Raw genomic sequence first — 14756 nt, forward strand, 5'->3', positions numbered from 1 at the left:
CCCGCCCAGGCCGGGCCCCCCCCCCGCCGCCCCCGCGCCGCCCCCCCCGCACCCCCCGCCCCGGGCGCGCGCCCCCCCACTACCGATGGCGCGCTTTTACCTCGTCGGCAACGGAATGCTGTCGTCCTGGCCTTGCTCGCGCGCCGCCATCGTCGCGCCATCGCCGCTCACGTGCATCATCTGCAGTGGTTGGCCATCGAGGCGGAACTCCAGCGCCGACTGCAGCCGATCCAAAGCCTGCACCTGCGTGCACAACGACCGCGCGTGCTGCTCCAGGGCGGCAGCGCGTCCTTCCAGGCGTTGCTCCAGTTCGGCGTCGAGTTTGTCTGCGCGCGCATCCAGCTTGTCCTCGCCGCCGGTGAATACCGCCCACAGCATGCTGCGGGCGATGGAGCCGCTCAGGCTCTCGGCGGCATCCTGTACCCGTGCTTCGAAGCCTTCATTGAACAGGTCCTGGTCCCAGCGGCCGCGGCCGATGGTCTGTTCGACAAAGCGTTCGGCCTCCTTGCGCAACTTGCGCACTTTGCGGGAGTTGGCGTTGCCGGTGAGACCTTCGTAAACCGAGTCCAACGTATCGAAGCTGATGCCTACCGACTCGGTGGCGATGCCGGTCACCGCCGGCATCAGCTGGCGCACGCCGTTCTCCAGTGCACGCAGACGCTGTGCATCGGCAGGCGATACCGTCTGCATGCGGTTATCGATGCTCAACTGGCCGTCGTGGAACACGATCTCGCGCATCGGCAGCGTATCGCGACGCAACCAGATGCCGCCGCCGTCGACCAGCACGTTGTAGTCGGTAGATACCCCGCATTGGTCGGCCGACAGTTCCGGCGCCTTTACCGTAGCGGCGTGGGCGGCCAGCGGCAGCAGCAGGGCCAGCGAAGTGGCGATGGGCAGCAGGCGCATGGCGGCGAGCTCGTGGCGGGAGGTTGCGACCAGCTTGGCCGCTCGCGGCAAGGGCTGCGTCGGCCGGAAGTCATACCCGAAAATTTCATCAGAAATTTACGTTATCAAGACAGGTTGTTTCCCTACAAAAAAACTCTGCAAAAGGCTTGACTGCGCACTCCGTTCCAGCAGGTTGCAGTGTCCGGCCCGGGCGCCAGCCAGTCCAAGCCTTGTGCCGCAAGGCTTGGCAAAGAAATACTAGATTTGGTGTTGACCCTGTCATACACCCCCACTATCTTGTGCTCCGTCGGTTCTGGCGGAGTTTTCCGTCGGATTAATAGGGAAGCTGGTGATGCCTTCAAGGCTAGTCCGGCACTGCCCCGCAGCGGTAATTGGGAACGACCCCGCCAACAGCACTGAGGCACAGGCCTTGGGAAGCGGCGGAGTAGGAGAAGGCCCCCGCCTTCCTGCCCATGAGTCCGAAGACCTGCCGACAGCCACGCGATGCACACCGCGTGGTGCCGGCTGCGGTGTCTTCGAGGGGAAGACGGCTGGTGACGTGGTGCCGTGGCTGCTGCCGACTTTTGGTCGTGCGCTGTCGCGGCTGCTGCGACGCCGTCCTTCCATGCTCGCTGCCCCGTACCGGCTCTGCTTCCTGCGCGGGCAGGAGCTGCGTGCATAACGTTTGCAAGGACACCATCGTCGTGACTGCCACTCATACTGACGTCGCTCCGGCTGAAGCCGGTTTTGAACTGACCCCGCCGCCGACCGCCACCGCCATGAGCGTGACCAAGCGCAATGGCAGCACCGAGCCGGTAGACCTCAACAAGATTGTCCGCGCCATCCAGCGCTGCTGCGAAGGCCTGCATGCGGTGGACCCGATGCGGGTGGCCACGCGCACCATCTCCGGCCTGTACAACGGCGCCAGCACCCAGGAACTGGACGAGCTGTCGATCCGTACCGCCGCCCTGCTGATCGGCGAAGAGCCCGAGTACGGCCGCCTGGCCGCGCGCCTGCTGGCCAACTTCATCGGCAAGGAAGTCTCCGGCCAGGAAATCCATGCGTTCTCGCAGTCGGTCGGCCGTGGCCACGAAGTCGGCCTGATCAACGACCGCCTGCTCAACTTCGTGCAGGTCAATGCACGCAAGCTCAACGACGCGATCGATCCGGCCTACGACCTGAACTTCGATTACTTCGGCCTGCGCACCATGTATGACCGCTACCTGCTGCGGCATCCGCATTCGCGCAAGGTCATCGAGACCCCGCAGCAGTTCTTCCTGCGCATCGCCAGCGCGCTGAGCGAGGACGTGCCCGAAGCACTGGCGCTGTACCAGCGGCTGGGCAGCCTGGACTACCTGCCGTCCAGCCCGACCCTGTTCAACGCCGGCACCAGCCACGAGCAGCTGTCCTCGTGCTTCCTGCTGGACTCGCCGCAGGATTCGCTGGAATCCATCTACGACCGCTATGCCGACATCGCCCAGCTGTCCAAGTTCAGTGGCGGCATCGGTGTCAGCTATACCCGCGTGCGTTCGCGCGGCTCGCTGATCAAGTCCACCAACGGCCACTCCAACGGCATCGTGCCGTGGCTGAAGACGCTGGATTCCTCGGTGGCTGCGGTCAACCAGGGCGGCAAGCGCAAGGGCGCGGCCTGCGTCTACCTGGAAACCTGGCATGCTGACATCGAGGACTTCCTCGAACTGCGCGACAACGCCGGTGATGACTCGCGCCGTACCCACAACCTCAACCTGGCCAACTGGGTGCCGGACCTGTTCATGCAGCGCGTCGAGGCCGACCAGGAATGGTCGCTGTTCGATCCGCGCGTGGTGCCGGAGCTGACCGATCTGTTCGGCCCGGCCTTCGAGCAGGCTTATGTGCAGGCCGAAACCCAGGGCAAGGCACGCAAGACCGTGTCGGCACGCAAGCTGTACTCGCGGATGATGCGCACCCTGGCCGAGACCGGCAACGGCTGGATGACGTTCAAGGACAAGTGCAACCTGGCCAGCAACCAGACCCTGCGCGCCGGCAACGTGATCCACCTGTCCAACCTGTGCACCGAGATCCTGGAGATCACCTCCAACGACGAGACCGCAGTCTGCAACCTGGGCTCGATCAACCTCGGCAACCACCTCGACGCGCATGGCGATTTCGATTTCGAGAAGCTGGCCGAGACCGTGCGCCTGGCCGTGCGCCAGCTCGACCGCGTCATCGACCTGAACTTCTACCCGATCGAGACCGCACGTCGCGGCAACCTGCGCTGGCGCCCGGTTGGCCTGGGCTGCATGGGCCTGCAGGACGTGTTCTTCCGCAAGCGCATGGCCTTCGACTCCGCCGAAGCACGCGCGCTGTCGACCAAGATTGCCGAGGCCATCTATTTCCACGCGCTGGAAGTGTCCTGTGAACTGGCCCAGGAACGTGGCAAGCACCCCTCGTTCAACGATACCCGCGCTGCCCACGGCGAGCTGCAGTTCGACGCCTGGAACGTGGTGCCGGACGACGTCGAGCGTTGGGACGCACTGCGTGAGCGCATCAAGCAGCACGGCCTGCGCAACTCGCTGATCATCGCGATCGCGCCGACCGCGACCATCGCCTCGATCGCCGGTTGCTACGAGTGCGTCGAGCCGCAGGTGTCCAACCTGTTCAAGCGCGAGACCCTGTCGGGCGACTTCCTGCAGATCAACCGCCACCTGGTTGCCGAGCTGAAGCAGCTCGGCCTGTGGACGCCGGAAGTGCGCGATGCGATCAAGCTGGCCGACGGTTCCATCCAGAGCCTGCCGCAGATCCCGGAAACCCTGCGTCACATCTACCGCACCGCATGGGAACTGCCGATGCGTTCGCTGATCGACATGGCCGCCGCACGCGGTGCCTATATCGACCAGTCGGCCTCACTCAACCTGTTCATGGAAAGCCCGAACATCGGCGCGATGTCGTCCATGTACATGTACGCCTGGAAGCAGGGCATCAAGACCACGTATTACCTGCGTTCGCGTCCGGCCACCAAGATCGCCAAGACCACGGTCAGCAGCTACACCCCGGTGGAAGCCGTGGCCTGCTCGCTGGAAAACCCGGAAGCCTGCGAAGCCTGCCAGTAAAGCTCAAAGCCCCTCTCCCGCTTGCGGGAGAGGGGTTGGGGTGAGGGCGCTTTGAAAGCAAGCAGACCCAACCCTTCAAGAACCAACCCTAATCCGCCCCTTTGGGGCATCCCCGCCTTCGCGGGGACAGGCTCTTCTCCCGCAGGGAGAAGGGAAAGGAGATACCCCCATGTCCAATGAATCCCGCCAAATGCTGCTCGATCCCGGTTTCGAGCTGACCCTGCGTCCGATGCGTTACCCGGACTTCTACGAGATGTACCGCAACGCGATCAAGAACACCTGGACGGTGGAGGAGATCAATTTCCAGATCGATATCACCGACCTGCACCAGAAGATGTCGCCGGCCGACCAGCACCTGATCCATCGCCTGGTCGCGTTCTTCGCCACCGGCGACTCGATCGTGTCGAACAACCTGGTGCTGAACCTGTATCAGCATCTCAATGCGCCGGAAGCGCGCATGTACCTGTCGCGCCAGCTGTACGAAGAAGCGCTGCACGTGCAGTTCTACCTGACCCTGCTGGACAACTACCTGCCGGATCCGGAAGAGCGCTTCAAGGCCTTTGCCGCAGTGGAGAACATCGACTCGATCAAGAAGAAGGCGGCGTTCTGCTTCAAGTGGATCGATGCGCTGCAGGAAACCAAGCGTCTGGAAACCCGCGACGATCGCCGCCAGTTCCTGCTCAACCAGATCTGCTTCGCTGCCTGCATCGAAGGCCTGTTCTTCTTCGCCGCCTTCGCCTACGTGTACTACTTCCGTTCGCGTGGCCTGCTGCCGGGCCTGGCTTCGGGCACCAACTGGGTGTTCCGCGACGAGAGCTGCCACATGGAGTTCGCGTTCGAGTGCGTGCGCAAGATCCGCGCTGAAGAACCCGATCTGTTCGACGCGAAGATGGAGCAGGAGGTCTACCAGATGCTGGAAGAGGCCATCGACTGCGAAGTGCAGTTCGCCGAGGACGTGCTGTCCGGCGGCGTGGCCGGCATCTCCACCCGCGACATGCGCGAGTACCTGCAGCACTGCGCCGACAACCATTTCCTGAAGCTGGGCATGGCCAAGAAGTACAACGTGCGCAACCCGCTGCCGTTCATGGAGCTGCAGGACGTGCAGGAGCTGACCAACTTCTTCGAGCGCCGCGCCTCTGCCTACCAGGTTGGCGTGCAGGGCGAAGTTGCGTTCGATATGGCGTTCTGATCGACGCCCTCCCTTGCACGCAACGCAGGGGAGGGCGCTGGTCTCCCTCCCTTTCACCGCAGGTGAAGGGGAGGGTCGGGGAGGGGTGCTTTTAGGCTCTACACGTAGCGCTCGATTGCAGTTTTTGCGGAAACCATAGGCAACAGCAACAGCAAAGGCACCCCTCCCCAGCCCTCCCCTCGGCTGCGCCGAAGGGAGAGGGTAGAGCACTCACCGGCTGCACAGCTTTGCGGGCGTATCATCTGCGCCAACTTACAGGTGATGCCTCCATGACCCCCATCGTCGAAACCAATCCGCCGGTTGAAGTCCGCATGGCGGAAATTGTATTTCCCAACCATGCCAATCACATGGGCACGCTGTTCGGTGGGCAGGCACTGGCGTGGATGGACAAGGCGGCCTTCCTCGCCGCCGCCCGTTATTCGCGTTGCACGGTGGTGACCGCACGCTCGGACCAGGTCGACTTCAAGCTGCCGATCCGCATCGGACAGATGGTGGAAACCATTGGCCGGGTGGTCCAGGTCGGTCGCAGCTCGATGCATGTGGAAGTCGAGCTGATTGCCGAAGACCTGCACAACGGCGAACGCGCGCTCTGCACCAAGGGTACGTTCGTGATGATCGCACTCGATGGCGAAGGTCATCCGACCACTGTGCCGACACTGCCGACGCAGGCCTGAGCCGCACGGCGATGAGCACTTCATCGGCACAGGCCGGGCATTTGTCGCCGGCAGTGATCACCGAGTTGCCGGAGTTCATCGCCGGCCACCGGCGCTTGTTCGTCGTCACAGGCGCCGGTTGCAGCACCGATTCCGGCATCCCTGACTATCGCGACCGCGACGGGCAATGGAAGCGCACGCCGCCGGTGACTTACCAGGCCTTCATGGGCGAGGAAGCAACCCGCAAGCGTTACTGGGCGCGCAGCCTGCTGGGCTGGCCGCGCTTCGGTCAGGCTTTGCCCAATGGCACGCACTGTGCACTGGCGGCGTTGGAAGCCGATGGCCGTATCGAGCTGCTGCTGACCCAGAACGTGGATTGCCTGCATCAGGCAGCGGGCAGCCAGACCGTGATCGACCTGCATGGTCGGCTGGACCAGGTGCGCTGCATGGGCTGCGAAGCACGCAGCTCGCGTGAGTTGCTGCAACAACGCCTGCTGGACGCCAACCCTGGTTGGGACATACTGGAAGCGGGCATCGCGCCCGATGGTGATGCCGATCTGGAGGCTGATTTCTCTTCGTTCGATGTGCCTGCCTGCGACGCATGTGGCGGTGTGTTGAAGCCGGACGTGGTGTTCTTCGGCGAGAACGTGCCACGCGAGCGCGTTGCTGCCGTACATGAACACCTGCAGCGTTCCGACGCGGTGCTGGTACTGGGTTCGTCGCTGATGGTGTATTCGGGTTTCCGCTTCGTCGATGCCGCCGCCAAGGCCGGTTTGCCGATAGCCGCTGTCAATCTCGGTCGCACCCGTGCCGATCACCTGTTGTCGTTGAAGGTGGAAATGCCCTGCGCGCAGGCACTTGCGTTCCTGTTGGACGGCATCAAGACGCAGTGATCCATCTCGCCGGTTGAATCAACGGCCGGCGCGGCGTGCAATGAGCGCCCCCACTGTTGATGGACGTTCCCCACGTGAGCCAGCTTTTCTCACCGTTGTCGCTAGGCCCGCTTTCCCTTTCCAACCGTATCGTCATCGCGCCGATGTGCCAGTACTCGGCGCAGGATGGGCAGGCCACTGATTGGCACACGATCCATCTGGGCCAGTTGGCGCAGTCCGGCGCCGGCTTGTTGATCATTGAAGCCACTGCGGTTGAGCCGGGTGCGCGCATCAGCTGGGCCGATCTGGGCTTATGGGACGACGCTACCGAGGCCGCGCTGGCCAAGGTGCTGGCATCGACGCGACGCTGGTCGAACATGCCGATCGGCGTGCAGCTGGCCCATGCCGGGCGCAAGGCATCCACTGCGCGCCCTTGGGATGGCGGTGGCGCGATCGCGCCGGAACAGGAGCACGGCTGGCAGGTGCTGGCACCGTCGGCATTGCCGTTCAAGGCCGGTGATCCCATTCCGGAAGCACTGGACAGCGCCGGCATCGATGCGGTGGTCGAAGACTTTGTCGCTGCCGCCAGGCGCGCGGTGCGGCTTGGTCTGGAGTTGATCGAACTGCATGCCGCGCATGGCTACCTGCTGCATCAGTTCCTGTCGCCGCTGAGCAACCAGCGCGATGATGCTTACGGCGGTTCGCTGGAAAACCGCATGCGCTTGCTGCTGCGTGTATTCGATGCCGTGCGCGCGGTGGTGCCGAGCAGCGTTGCGCTGGGTGTACGCATCTCTGCAACCGATTGGGTGGAAGGCGGTTGGGATGTTGCCCAGAGCATCGTGCTGGCCAAGGCGCTGGAAGCACGCGGCAACGATTTCCTGCATGTCTCCAGTGGCGGGCTGGACCCGCGCCAGCAGATCCCGGTGGAGCCCGGCTACCAGCTGCCGCAGGCCGCTGCGATCAAGGCCGAGATTGGCACGCCGGTGATCGCGGTGGGCCTGATCACCGAGCCGACGCACGCCGAGCAAATCCTCGTCGACGGCAAGGCCGATGCGATCGGCATCGCCCGCGGCATCCTCTACGACCCGCGTTGGCCGTGGCATGCGGCCGCAGCGTTGGGCGCACAGTTGACGGTGTCGCCGCAGTACCTGCGCTGCGAACCACATGAAGTGCGCGGTCTGTTCAAGCCCGCCAGGCAGGGCTGACGTTCGGCGGAGGGGCCAGCGGTATACCGCAGCTGGCGCTCAGGCGTGGTCGATGCCGATGCGCCAGGCCGGCGGCAGGGCATCGAGGATGTGCTGCAGCAGCGCGCGGACTTTCGGGGTCAGGTCGCGGCGGTCGCTGACACACAGGAACAAGCGCATCGGCTCCGGCGAGGCCCGCGCATCGCCGCTGGCCTCATCCTGGAACAAGGCCTGCAGTTCGCCGCGGGCCAGATACGGCGCGGCGACGAAGGCTGCCAACCGGGTGATGCCGCCGCCGCGGGCCGCCATCGCCGCCAGTGCATCGATGTCGTCGCTGACCAGTGCCGGTTGTACTTCGGCATCAAAGCGCAGGCCATCGCGGACGAAACCCCAACGCAGGTAGCGCCCATCCAGCGGATAGCGGAACAACAGGCAGCGATGCTCGCGCAGCTCGTCGGGTGTACGCGGCGTGCCGGCGATGGCCAGGTAGGCCGGTGCGGCACAGAACACGAACGGCACCTGCGCGATGGGCCGTGCCACCAATCCCTCTTCCAGCTGCGGCTCGATGCGGATGCTGACATCCACGTCCTCATGGGCGTGATCGACGCTGCGGTCGGCCAGCAGCAGCTCCATTTCCAGCCGCGGATAGCGTTGTTGCAGGGCCGGCAGCAATGGCGCAAGCACATGCCGGCCGAACGCCGCGCTGCTGGCGATGCGCAGGCGGCCCGCCGGTATCGCGTCGGGGTCGGTCACCGCTGCCTGGGCCCGCTGCAGGTCGCGCTCGATATGCCGCACCTGCGCCAGATACAGCGCGCCACGCTCGGTCAGGGCCAATTGGCGGGTGGTGCGGTTGAACAGGCGCACGCCCAGATGGGCTTCCAGACGGGCGATGTTCTGGCCCACCGCTGCCGCACTGATGCCCAGGGTGCGCGCGGCAGCGGCCAGGCTGCCGGCGTCGGCGTCGGCGGTGCGGATGAAGCTGCGGATGGAGTGGAGAATGTTCATGCCGGTTGGCATTTTCCGGGAGGATTGCAAAGTAAATCTTTATAAAGCCCCAAGCCGACGCGATCTAGCCGTTCCCCGGCTCGCCGACTATCGTGCCCGGCCCGCAGCGCCTGATTGCTGCATGCATGGACCTCGCTGGATGCCAGACCCCCGTTCCGTCGCCGTTGCCCGCTGGAAATTGCATGCGCGCACCACGCCTGTTGTTTTCGCGTTCTTCATGGCCTCGATCATGGCCATGCTGATGTGCCTGGTGATCACCGCCGCCAATGCCGGCATCGATGGCCAGTTCCCGGCGCGGGTGTTGTCGGCTTACTGCCTGGCGATGCCGACCGCCTTCTGCTGCGTGCTGGTGGTGCGGCCGTTGGTGATGCGGCTGGTGGCGCTGACGGTGCATCCGCACTGAGCCGGCCGATGGGTGAATCGTGTCAGCTGCAACTGTCTTTGCCGGGAATCGACCGGAACGGTTACTTTCCACGACCCCACTGATAAATGTTGTTGGCCATGCGTCCTGATTTCATCCTCACCCTTTCCTGCCCGGACCGCACCGGCATCGTCTATCGCGTGTCCGGCCTGCTGTTCGAGGCGGGCTGCAACATCCTCGATGCGCAGCAGTTTGGTGACGACGAAAGCGGTCGCTTCTTCCTGCGTGTTCATTTCGACATGCACAAAGCCGGTGACGAGCCGGCGGTGCGCGCGCGCCTGCAGGGCTTGGGCGAGGAGTTCGCGATGCAATGGAAGCTGCACGATGCGCGCCGCCGCGCGCGCTTGCTTGTGCTGGTCAGCAAACAGGGCCATTGCCTCAATGACCTGCTGTTCCGCACCCACAGCCGCCAGCTGAAGGTGGATATCGCTGCGGTTGCGTCCAACCACAATGACTTCGCCGGGCTGGCCGGTTCCTACGATGTGCCGTTCCATCATTTGCCGGTGGATGCCGATAACCGCGAGCAGCAGGAACAGCAGATCATCGACCTGGTCGAGCGCGAGCGTATTGATCTGGTGGTGTTGGCGCGTTACATGCAGATCCTGTCGCCGCGCCTGTGCCAGGCGCTTTCCGGCCGCGCGATCAACATCCATCACAGCTTCCTGCCCAGCTTCAAGGGTGCGCAGCCGTACCACCAGGCACATGCGCGTGGGGTCAAGATCATCGGCGCCACCGCGCACTACGTGACCTCGGATCTGGACGAAGGCCCGATCATCGAGCAGGACGTGGCACGCGTGGATCATGCGATGACGCCGCGTGACCTGGTGCAGCTGGGCAGTGATACCGAATCGCAGGTGCTTGCACGTGCGGTACGCCGTCATGTCGAGCATCGCATACTGCTCAATGGCCACCGCACGGTGGTGTTCCGCTGAGCAGTCGAGCCGGATCAGCAGGTCTGGCTCAGTCGATGTGAATGCCGCATTCGGTCAAGGCGATGCGGGTGGAGGCATCATTGGCTGCCGAAACCGGACGGGTCAGGTCCCACAGGAAGCGCACGGCAAACCCGCTGATGGCGGCATCCTGCGCGCTCCACAGCACACAGTAATCGCGCGCCAGTCCGCAGACATGGACTTCGCGGATGCCGCGCTCGTGTAGCCAGCCGGCCAGACCGGTTGGCGCGCGTGTTGCCTGTGGGCCGATGTTTTCGCGGAACGCGCTATACGAGTCCACTTCGCGTTGGCTGCCTTTGCGCAGGATCAGGTCGGCATGCTTCCAGTCCACGCGTGCATCCAGCGTCGCACCGGCTGTGCCTTGTACGCAGTGGTCCGGCCACAGCGTTTGTGGCTGGCCATGCAGCTCGATGGCGTCGAACGGTTTACGGCCGGCATGTTGGCTGGCGAACGAGGCGTGATCGCCGGGATGCCAATCCTGGGTGGCAACTACGGTTTGATATTCACGCGCGTTCAGCAGCGCGGCGATGGCGGGCACGATGGCATCGCCATGCTGGCAGGGCAGGGCACCGCCGGGCATGAAATCCGGTTGTAGATCGATAACCAACAACGCAACGTCTGTTCCGTACATCGACAACTTCCTGACGCGGGGGGCGCACAGTTTAAGCCAGCGCCGATCGAAGCAAGGTAGTGCCGAGCCATGCTCGGCAGGGGCTTTCCAAGGCACCTGTGGAGCGGCGTAAGCTGCGAAGCAGGCAAGAGCCAGAGCACCCCTCCCCAACCCTCCCCTTTGCTACGCAAAAGGGAGGGGGCAACGGCGGTAGTGCCGAGGCATGCTCGGCAGGGGCGTTACCAGCGATCCCCGCCGGAGCCATGCCAGTTCAATGCGCCGACGAGCGCGAGAACAGGTTGATCACCAGTACCCCAGCGCAGATCAGGCCGATACCGACGATGGCGGCCGCATCAAGCTTCTGCTTGAACACGAACAAGCCGATCAGGGAGATCAACACGATGCCGACACCAGACCAGATCGCATAAGCGATACCGGTAGGGATGGTTCTCATCACCAACGCCAGCAACCAGAAGCACACGCTGTAGCCGGCCAGGGCGCCAACGGTTGGCCATAGTCGGCTCATGCCATCAGAAGCCTTGAGCAGTGAGGTGGCGAGCACTTCCAGTGCGATGGCACAGGCCAGCAGGGCATAGGCGTTCATGACGGTGCTCGAAGAAATGTCCGCCAATTCTAGCGGCGCAGTTCTTACGTCACCGAACTCTTACGTCATCGATCTAGACTGGGCCTGCCATATCGACCCAGGTCCGCATGGCAGGCGCCAGGACAACAAGCACAAGGAACAGCGAGCAAGGAGCCAAAGGGCGGTAGTGCTGCAGAGTCGGTTTGCAGTGGGCACGCAGGGGGCGTGCCGGCAGGCGGATCTGGTGGCGACCGCGAGCGGGCCATTGCTTGAGTGCCGGGTTTGCGCGTTGTCGGGTGTAAATCCCCGGACGTTTGTGCAGCACAGATCGCGCCAATGCCCCAAGTGGTGCCAGACTCCGATCCACATCCCGATGCAAACGATAGATGGCCTACTACGCGCTGTTACAGATGTTTGGGTTGTTGATCGTCGCCCATGCCGTGGCCGACTACCCCTTGCAGGGTGAGTTTCTGTCGCGCGCCAAGAACCGGCATGCGCCGGTGCCCGATGTGCCCTGGTACCAGGCACTGGCCGCGCATGGTGTCATCCATGGCGGTGCCGTGGGCTGGATCACCGGCAGCATCGTGCTCGCGGTGCTGGAAACCCTGAGCCACATGCTGATCGACGATCTCAAGTGCGGGCACCGCATCAGCTACAACCTGGATCAGGCCCTGCACGTGGCCTGCAAGGTGCTATGGCTGGCGTTGTTGTTGCTGATGCCGGATCTGCCTTGATCAACGCCCCGGTGTTTGCCTTGGGCAGTCCTGATCCAGGCGGATCGCTGCGGCCTGTCCCTGCTGCCGTGATCCGCCAGCTTTTGGAGCCGCTTGCAGCCAAACGGCCGCACACAAACCCGGTCGCAAGCTGAAAGCCAGCATCGGTATGCCAGCGTGAAGCCGGGACTTGGGCGAAAATAGCCGATCCACGCACCACAAGATCCCGCGCTGCATGCCTTCCCTGCCTCAAAACTCCCGCTACGACGACTCCCTGCGCCTGTCCGTTGCCCCGATGATGGATTGGACCGACAGGCATTGTCGGGTATTCCACCGGCTGCTGGCGCCGGGTGCGCGGCTGTATACCGAGATGGTGCATGCCAACGCGGTGATCCATGGCGACCGCGAGCGGCTGATCGGTTTCAATCCGGTCGAGCAGCCGCTGGCGCTGCAGCTGGGTGGTAGTGATCCGGCTGCGCTGGCGCAGGCTGCGCGCATTGCCGCCGATTGGGGCTATGACGAGGTCAACCTCAACTGTGGCTGCCCGTCCGACCGGGTCCAGGCCGGGCGTTTTGGCGCCTGCCTGATGCGCGAACCTGAATTGGTTGCTGAATGCGTTGCGGCGATGGTCGCTGCGGTGGATATCCCGATCACGGTGAAGTGCCGCCTGGGCGTGGACGAGGACAAGGACTACGACGTGTTTGCCGGTTTTGTGGACCGGCAGGTACAGGCGGGCGCGGCGATGGTGGTGGTGCACGCCCGCAATGCCTGGCTCAAGGGCCTGTCGCCCAAGGAGAACCGCGAAATTCCGCCGCTGCGCTACGAATGGGCTTACCAGCTCAAGCGCGAGCGCCCGACCCTGCCGTTGGTGATCAATGGAGGCATCGCCACGGTAGAGGCCGCGCAGGAGCATATGCAGCACCTGGACGGGGTCATGCTCGGCCGGGCGGCCTATCACGATCCCTATGTGCTGCATGCGCTGGACTGTGCCCAGACAGGGCAGCCGCTGCGCGGGCGTGAGGAGCTGCTGGTCGCGCTGCGTCCGTATGTTGAAGCACAGCTGGCCGGCGGCCTGGCCCTGAAGCACATCACCCGGCACCTGCTTGGCCTGTTCCATGGGCAGCCGGGCGGGCGTGGCTTCCGTCAGGTGCTCAGCGAGGGCGCACACCGGCCCGGTGCCGACTGGGGCTTGGTCGAACAGGCGTTGCAGGTCACCCGTCGTCAGGCAGAGCGGGTGGCGTGAAGCGTCCACTAGGGCGGTTGTTCGGCATTTGTCCGGTCAGCTTGCTGAACGAGTGCGCAGGACAGGGGCCGGATTCAGATCGGATTCACCCCTAAAAATCAAGAATTTGGCTCAATTTCGTAAGGCCTCCGGAAAATTTTCGCGGGTCGTGGTTTACGAATTTTGAACGTTGCCTCGCCGTCCGCTAGGATCTGTCCCATGCATTCGCTTTCCCGTCGTCGTCTGCTGGTCGCCCTGATTGCCACGTTGGTCGTGGTTGGTCCGGGCGTGGTCGTGGCGTCGGCGCAGCAGCCGCAGCAGTCGCGGGGCGACAGCGCCCGTGGTGTTGAGGGTGGTGAGCGCGTTGCCCGTGCTGGCCGCCAGGCGGGTACAGACCGCTCGTTGTCCGACGCCGTGCGGCGCGTGCAACGCGAGACCGGTGGGCGCATTCTTGGGGCCGAGCGCGTGCCGTATGACGGCCGCGACATCAATCGTGTCAAATACATGGATGACCGTGGGCGCGTACGCTACATGGACGACCCTGCGCCTTCACGAGACCACCCGCGCGACCAGCGGGCGGAGCTGCCACCACGCGGCGATAACTCCTGAACAGCGATAGTGGTTGTGGTTTTTGAATACACACGCTGGCCGCCAGGCCGGCCCAAAGTACTAGGGAGAGTTCATGCGTATCCTTCTGGTTGAAGACGAAGCCCCGCTGCGGGAAACCCTTGCGGCACGCCTCAAGCGCGAAGGTTTCGCCGTGGATGCCGCTCAGGATGGCGAAGAAGGCCTGTATATGGGCCGCGAAGTGCCGTTCGACGTGGGCATCATCGATCTGGGCCTGCCCAAGATGTCGGGCATGGAGCTGATCCGCGCGCTGCGTGACGAGGGCAAGAAATTCCCGGTGCTGATCCTGACCGCACGTTCCAGCTGGCAGGACAAGGTCGAGGGCCTGAAGCAGGGCGCCGATGACTACCTGGTCAAGCCGTTCCACGTCGAAGAGCTGCTCGCTCGCGTCAATGCGCTGCTGCGCCGCGCCGCTGGCTGGTCCAAGCCGACTCTGGAATGTGGCCCGGTGGCGCTGGATCTGGCCGCACAGACGGTGAGCGTGGCCGGCAGCAATGTCGACCTGACCAGCTACGAGTACAAGGTGCTGGAGTACCTGATGATGCATGCCGGTGAGTTGGTCTCCAAGGCCGACCTGACCGAGCACATCTACCAGCAGGACTTCGACCGCGACTCCAACGTGCTGGAAGTATTCATCGGCCGCCTGCGCAAGAAGCTCGATCCGGATGGCGAACTGAAGCCGATCGAAACCGTGCGTGGCCGCGGTTACCGTTTCGCGATTCCGCGCAACGAGGGCTGAGCCCCGTAGGGGCA

General features: G+C 64.0%; 15 protein-coding genes and 1 riboswitch. Of the genes, 11 read left to right on the plus strand and 4 right to left on the minus strand.

The features are described from left to right. Window positions 1-96: 96 nt before the first annotated feature. Window positions 97-906, minus strand: coding sequence for a DUF2884 family protein (locus ACVOLL_RS14785; RefSeq protein WP_481513588.1), 810 nt, complete (start codon window positions 904-906; stop codon window positions 97-99). Between the two features lie 270 nt (window positions 907-1176). Then, a riboswitch (cobalamin riboswitch) is annotated at window positions 1177-1393 on the plus strand. A 271-nt stretch (window positions 1394-1664) separates the two neighbouring features. Between ACVOLL_RS14785 and ACVOLL_RS14790 the strand changes: the two genes are divergently transcribed. From ACVOLL_RS14790 to ACVOLL_RS14810, 5 genes are all read left to right on the plus strand, one after another. Next, on the plus strand, window positions 1665-3974 hold the full coding sequence (locus ACVOLL_RS14790) for a ribonucleoside-diphosphate reductase subunit alpha (RefSeq protein WP_481513627.1): 2310 nt from the start codon (window positions 1665-1667) through the stop codon (window positions 3972-3974). A 169-nt stretch (window positions 3975-4143) separates the two neighbouring features. Then, window positions 4144-5163, plus strand: coding sequence for a ribonucleotide-diphosphate reductase subunit beta (locus tag ACVOLL_RS14795; RefSeq protein WP_282267574.1), 1020 nt, complete (start codon window positions 4144-4146; stop codon window positions 5161-5163). A gap of 269 nt (window positions 5164-5432) precedes the next feature. Further along, window positions 5433-5837: an acyl-CoA thioesterase gene (locus ACVOLL_RS14800; protein WP_481513589.1), complete on the plus strand. Its 405-nt coding sequence runs from the start codon at window positions 5433-5435 to the stop codon at window positions 5835-5837. Between the two features lie 11 nt (window positions 5838-5848). Continuing rightward, window positions 5849-6709, plus strand: coding sequence for an NAD-dependent protein deacetylase (locus tag ACVOLL_RS14805; protein WP_481513590.1), 861 nt, complete (start codon window positions 5849-5851; stop codon window positions 6707-6709). Between the two features lie 74 nt (window positions 6710-6783). Next, window positions 6784-7893 carry an NADH:flavin oxidoreductase/NADH oxidase gene (locus tag ACVOLL_RS14810; protein WP_481513591.1) on the plus strand — a complete coding sequence of 370 codons (1110 nt, stop codon included), beginning with the start codon at window positions 6784-6786 and terminating at the stop codon, window positions 7891-7893. A 39-nt stretch (window positions 7894-7932) separates the two neighbouring features. On the opposite strand, the gene ACVOLL_RS14815 is transcribed toward ACVOLL_RS14810, so the two are convergent. Then, window positions 7933-8877 carry a LysR family transcriptional regulator gene (locus tag ACVOLL_RS14815; RefSeq protein WP_481513592.1) on the minus strand — a complete coding sequence of 315 codons (945 nt, stop codon included), beginning with the start codon at window positions 8875-8877 and terminating at the stop codon, window positions 7933-7935. 139 nt (window positions 8878-9016) lie between these two features. On the opposite strand from ACVOLL_RS14815, the gene ACVOLL_RS14820 reads away from it, so the two are divergent. Beyond that, window positions 9017-9280, plus strand: coding sequence for a DUF2798 domain-containing protein (locus tag ACVOLL_RS14820; RefSeq protein ID WP_282267564.1), 264 nt, complete (start codon window positions 9017-9019; stop codon window positions 9278-9280). 98 nt (window positions 9281-9378) lie between these two features. Then, window positions 9379-10230: a formyltetrahydrofolate deformylase gene (gene purU, locus ACVOLL_RS14825; RefSeq protein WP_481513593.1), complete on the plus strand. Its 852-nt coding sequence runs from the start codon at window positions 9379-9381 to the stop codon at window positions 10228-10230. Between the two features lie 28 nt (window positions 10231-10258). On the opposite strand, the gene pncA is transcribed toward purU, so the two are convergent. Both pncA and ACVOLL_RS14835 read right to left on the minus strand, forming a co-directional pair. After that, window positions 10259-10879 carry a bifunctional nicotinamidase/pyrazinamidase gene (gene pncA / locus ACVOLL_RS14830; protein WP_481513594.1) on the minus strand — a complete coding sequence of 207 codons (621 nt, stop codon included), beginning with the start codon at window positions 10877-10879 and terminating at the stop codon, window positions 10259-10261. Window positions 10880-11129: 250 nt separating this feature from the next. After that, window positions 11130-11462: an SMR family transporter gene (locus tag ACVOLL_RS14835; RefSeq protein ID WP_343229761.1), complete on the minus strand. Its 333-nt coding sequence runs from the start codon at window positions 11460-11462 to the stop codon at window positions 11130-11132. Between the two features lie 365 nt (window positions 11463-11827). Here ACVOLL_RS14835 and ACVOLL_RS14840 point away from each other — a divergent pair, with 365 nt between their 5' ends. The 4 genes from ACVOLL_RS14840 (at window position 11828) to ACVOLL_RS14855 (ending at window position 14742) form a co-directional block, all read left to right on the plus strand. Beyond that, window positions 11828-12175, plus strand: coding sequence for a DUF3307 domain-containing protein (locus tag ACVOLL_RS14840; RefSeq protein ID WP_481513595.1), 348 nt, complete (start codon window positions 11828-11830; stop codon window positions 12173-12175). A gap of 214 nt (window positions 12176-12389) precedes the next feature. Continuing rightward, window positions 12390-13397 carry a tRNA dihydrouridine(20/20a) synthase DusA gene (gene dusA, locus ACVOLL_RS14845; protein WP_481513596.1) on the plus strand — a complete coding sequence of 336 codons (1008 nt, stop codon included), beginning with the start codon at window positions 12390-12392 and terminating at the stop codon, window positions 13395-13397. 198 nt (window positions 13398-13595) lie between these two features. Beyond that, window positions 13596-13985, plus strand: a complete 390-nt coding sequence (locus ACVOLL_RS14850) for a PepSY domain-containing protein (RefSeq protein ID WP_481513597.1) — start codon at window positions 13596-13598, stop codon at window positions 13983-13985. A 73-nt stretch (window positions 13986-14058) separates the two neighbouring features. Further along, a complete protein-coding gene (locus ACVOLL_RS14855) occupies window positions 14059-14742 on the plus strand; it encodes a response regulator transcription factor (RefSeq protein ID WP_057627010.1) in 684 nt (227 codons plus the stop codon). The last annotated feature ends 14 nt before the right edge of the window (window positions 14743-14756 follow it).

The organism is Stenotrophomonas sp. STEN035, assembly GCF_056759935.1.

Bases quoted from the DNA above. Each gene is read 5' to 3' on its own strand.
- ACVOLL_RS14785 (WP_481513588.1), bottom strand. From the start codon at position 906: ATGCGCCTGCTGCCCATCGCCACTTCGCTGGCCCTGCTGCTGCCGCTG.
- ACVOLL_RS14790 (WP_481513627.1), top strand. From the start codon at position 1,665: ATGAGCGTGACCAAGCGCAATGGCAGCACCGAGCCGGTAGACCTCAAC.
- ACVOLL_RS14795 (WP_282267574.1), top strand. From the start codon at position 4,144: ATGTCCAATGAATCCCGCCAAATGCTGCTCGATCCCGGTTTCGAGCTG.
- ACVOLL_RS14800 (WP_481513589.1), top strand. From the start codon at position 5,433: ATGACCCCCATCGTCGAAACCAATCCGCCGGTTGAAGTCCGCATGGCG.
- ACVOLL_RS14805 (WP_481513590.1), top strand. From the start codon at position 5,849: ATGAGCACTTCATCGGCACAGGCCGGGCATTTGTCGCCGGCAGTGATC.
- ACVOLL_RS14815 (WP_481513592.1), bottom strand. From the start codon at position 8,877: ATGAACATTCTCCACTCCATCCGCAGCTTCATCCGCACCGCCGACGCC.
- ACVOLL_RS14820 (WP_282267564.1), top strand. From the start codon at position 9,017: ATGCCAGACCCCCGTTCCGTCGCCGTTGCCCGCTGGAAATTGCATGCG.
- purU (WP_481513593.1), top strand. From the start codon at position 9,379: ATGCGTCCTGATTTCATCCTCACCCTTTCCTGCCCGGACCGCACCGGC.
- pncA (WP_481513594.1), bottom strand. From the start codon at position 10,879: ATGTACGGAACAGACGTTGCGTTGTTGGTTATCGATCTACAACCGGAT.
- ACVOLL_RS14835 (WP_343229761.1), bottom strand. From the start codon at position 11,462: ATGAACGCCTATGCCCTGCTGGCCTGTGCCATCGCACTGGAAGTGCTC.
- ACVOLL_RS14840 (WP_481513595.1), top strand. From the start codon at position 11,828: ATGGCCTACTACGCGCTGTTACAGATGTTTGGGTTGTTGATCGTCGCC.
- dusA (WP_481513596.1), top strand. From the start codon at position 12,390: ATGCCTTCCCTGCCTCAAAACTCCCGCTACGACGACTCCCTGCGCCTG.
- ACVOLL_RS14850 (WP_481513597.1), top strand. From the start codon at position 13,596: ATGCATTCGCTTTCCCGTCGTCGTCTGCTGGTCGCCCTGATTGCCACG.
- ACVOLL_RS14855 (WP_057627010.1), top strand. From the start codon at position 14,059: ATGCGTATCCTTCTGGTTGAAGACGAAGCCCCGCTGCGGGAAACCCTT.